This window comes from Dyadobacter sp. (assembly GCF_051859145.1).
Classification (GTDB): Bacteria; Bacteroidota; Bacteroidia; order Cytophagales; family Spirosomataceae; genus Dyadobacter.
In genome coordinates, this window is record NZ_JBHYGF010000424.1 from 1 (window position 1) to 3,303 (window position 3,303).

The 3,303-nt window shown below is 45.9% G+C and carries 4 protein-coding genes; 2 read left to right on the top strand and 2 right to left on the bottom strand.

The annotated features are described in order from the left end of the window. Positions 1–20 precede the first annotated feature (20 nt). Entirely contained in the window at positions 21–710 is a 690-nt protein-coding gene (locus ACTIE6_RS20880) for an NUDIX hydrolase (RefSeq protein ID WP_439558477.1), read from the bottom strand. A 101-nt stretch (positions 711–811) separates the two neighbouring features. Here ACTIE6_RS20880 and ACTIE6_RS20885 point away from each other — a divergent pair, with 101 nt between their 5' ends. Further along, positions 812–2,116, top strand: a complete 1,305-nt coding sequence (locus ACTIE6_RS20885; protein WP_439558478.1) for a hemolysin family protein — start codon at positions 812–814, stop codon at positions 2,114–2,116. Between the two features lies 1 nt (position 2,117). Next, positions 2,118–2,759 carry an orotate phosphoribosyltransferase gene (gene pyrE, locus ACTIE6_RS20890; protein WP_439558479.1) on the top strand — a complete coding sequence of 214 codons (642 nt, stop codon included), beginning with the start codon at positions 2,118–2,120 and terminating at the stop codon, positions 2,757–2,759. Positions 2,760–2,829: 70 nt separating this feature from the next. Here the strand turns inward: pyrE and ACTIE6_RS20895 are convergent. Beyond that, positions 2,830–3,303: aldo/keto reductase (locus ACTIE6_RS20895; RefSeq protein WP_439558480.1), on the bottom strand; the 474-nt coding region annotated here is incomplete at its 5' end.

Genomic DNA, 3,303 nt, shown 5'->3' on the forward strand with positions numbered 1-3,303 from the left:
ATCAACTCACAGATTTAAAACTACTTCCCTGATTTTTTTACACGCATTTTATTGAGGCTGTCGAGTACAAAGCGGATCGAGCTGTAAGAGTTGATCAGAAGCGGCTTTGCGTCCTCGGGAGAGTACCAGTCGAGCTTTTCGATCTGCTCTTCTGCCTGTGGCGTCATTTTAGAATCGTCGATACTGTCGCACAGGTACCATTTGGTACGTTTTAGAATGCGGTTGTTGTTGAGTGTATAAGTATGCCAGGTAGTGCAGATTTTAGATTTGATAATTGATTTTACGCCTGTTTCTTCTTCTATTTCGCGGATAGCGGCAGTTCTTGAATCTTCGCCTTTATCCAGTTTTCCTTTGGGTAAGTCCCACTTTTTGCGGCGGTACATAAACAGCCATTTCCCGTCTTTCACTACCACGCCGCCTGCGGCTTTGATTACTTTGTACTGTCCTTTGATCTTGTCTTCAATGTCGCCTTTTTCTTTTGTCGCCATTGTAATCGAAAGCATCTGTTTTGGAAAATCTTTTTCCAGCAGCTGTACTACCTGCAAGACCGTAGTTGCGGTTGCATTAAGAAATAAGGTATGCCCGGTTAACATTCCCTTATGCAATTTTTCCAGTCGCAAATCCACGATCTGATCAAACTGGGAGGTTTCCGGAGAGAGCTGATTAGTCCGTACAATTTTGAATGGACGGTCGTCAAAAAAAATGGTCATTTTTCAAATGGTACGTGAATCGGGGTCAAAATTAAGTAAAGTGTTTAGTTTAGACAGTGATTATTATTGATAAATTTGTAACCATATCAAATACACAGTTCTTGGAACTACTGATTATTTTACTACTTGTGCTTCTCAATGGTATCTTCTCCATGTCCGAGATCGCACTCGTGTCTTCCCGAAAATCCCGATTAGAAGCAGCCGCAAAAGGTGGCGATGCCAGTGCAAAAGCCGCATTAAACCTTGCTAATTCACCCACCCGTTTTTTATCAACAGTTCAGATCGGTATTACCTTGATCGGACTTTTAACGGGTATGTACAGCGGTGACAATATCACTGCTGATTTTGAAGGTATCATCAATAAGGTACCTTACCTGCAACCTTACAGTCACTCGCTGGCGGTCGGAAGTGTGCTCGTTTTCATCACTTATCTTTCCCTTGTGTTAGGCGAGCTTGTACCAAAGCGCATTGGTATGTCCAATCCCGAGGCGATTTCGAAAGTAATGGCCACTCCGATGAACCTGCTTTCAAAGATTACCGCGCCTTTTATTTCCTTGCTGGGGATTTCAAGTGATCTTATTATTAAAATACTGAATATCAGGCAAAGTGAAAATGCGGTAACGGAGGAGGAGATCAAAAGCCTGATCCAGGAAGGTACTTCGGGCGGTGTTTTTGAGGAGATTGAGCAGGAAATCGTGCACAATGTATTTCAGCTTGGGGACCGCAAAGTTACTTCCCTGATGACCAACCGGCAGGAGATCGTTTGGCTGGACCTGGAAGATACTGTTGAGGAAAACAAGGCTAAGATCTTCGAAAGCCGCCATTCCATTTATCCAGTTTGCCGCGGTACTGTCGACGATGTAGTCGGTTTGGTCTATGTCAAAGATCTGATTGCAACCGACATTGAATCTCAGTTAGCTACATTAAATACTATCGCGCGCGACCCGGTTTACCTGCCGGAGAGTAACCGGGCTTACCAGGCTTTGGAAAAGTTCAAACAGCAGCGCGTGTACTTTGGAATTATCGTCGATGAATACGGCGGAATGCTGGGGATACTGACCATGCACGATATTATGGATGCATTGGTGGGGGACATTTCCGAAGACATTGAGGAAGCAGCAGAGATCGTAGTACGTGAAGACGGCAGCTTCCTGATTGATGCGCAAATGCCTTTCGACGATTTTGTTCAATATTTCAGCATCAATCTCCCTGAACCTGAACGTAGGGAGCTGGTCGGATTCAATACCTTAGGTGGATTTGTGCTGCATATACTTGAAAATATTCCAACCACGGGCGAGAAATTCAGCTGGCGAAACTTCGAGTTTGAAGTAATTGATATGGATCGCAGCAGGATTGATAAATTATTAGTTGTAAATCATAACAAGGAAGAAGAATCAGAAGAATAATATGCTAAACGGTTCAGATATCAGTAAAAGAGTAGCAGAACTATTGCTGGAAGCGAAAGCGATTAAGTTGAGCCCTGATAAGCCATTTCAATGGAGTTCAGGCTGGTTGTCACCTATTTATTGCGATAACCGCGTTGCATTGTCTTACCCCGATACCCGCACATTCATCAAGAAAACGCTGGCCGATTTGATTAGGCAGGAGTATCCCGGCGTACAGGCGGTAGTTGGTGTTGCGACAGGCGGCATTGCGCAAGGTGCATTGGTAGCCGACTTGCTTGAACTGCCTTTCGCTTATGTACGCCCTGAACCAAAAAAGCATGGAATGGGCAACCAGATTGAAGGCAGACTCGAACCTGGTCAGTCCGTGATCATTATTGAAGACCTGATTTCGACCGGCGGAAGCTCGCTGAAAGTAGTGGATGTACTCCGCGCTGCCGGAATAGAAGTGGCAGGTATGATCGCGATTTTTACTTACGGATTCGAAGTTGCAGCGAATAACTTCAAAGAGAAAGACGTAAAGCTGAGCACAATCAGCAACTACAATGCATTGATCGAAGCTGCATTGGAACACAACTATGTTTCAGCGTCACAAGTTGAAAGTCTCAGCGCCTGGCGAGTAGCACCGGATCAGTGGGGAAGGTGAGGTTTTGACTTCGGCCGTCGGCTATCGGCTATCAGCTTTTCTTAGTCTGATAGCCGATAGCCGAAGTTCCTCAACCCCTATGATTATCCAGCTTCTCAAATAATCCTCCAAAAGCTTCTTCCTTTACACCGTCTGATTTCAGGAATTCGTGGGGAAAGCCGAGTTCAATTTTACTAACTGCATTCAACTTCTGTAATGCAGCTTCGGGCAGTGTAAAATCCAGGCAGCCCAGTGAATCTTTAATCTGATGTTCTTTCGAAGCGCCTATAATCGGGATCATCACCTGATTCCGGTGCCTGGTCCAATTAATCGCGACCTGCGCAGGGGTAACGCCCAATTCGTTGGCGACATCGACCACAGTTTGCGCAATTGTGCTACTATGTTCGCTCCGGCGGCTGCTATGATCGGGTACCCGGCCATTTTCTCCCCGCAAATATTTTCCTGTCAATGCGCCGCCACCGATTGCACCCCAGGGCGTAACCGCCAGATCCAGCGCTTTCGCCATGGGTAGCAGGTCGCGCTCTGGTGTTCTTTGCAGCAGGGA

What these genes read in the sequence shown, in the direction of transcription:
- ACTIE6_RS20880 (WP_439558477.1), bottom strand. Translation starts at nt 710, where the DNA reads ATGACCATTTTTTTTGACGACCGTCCATTCAAAATTGTACGGACTAAT.
- pyrE (WP_439558479.1), top strand. Translation starts at nt 2,118, where the DNA reads ATGCTAAACGGTTCAGATATCAGTAAAAGAGTAGCAGAACTATTGCTG.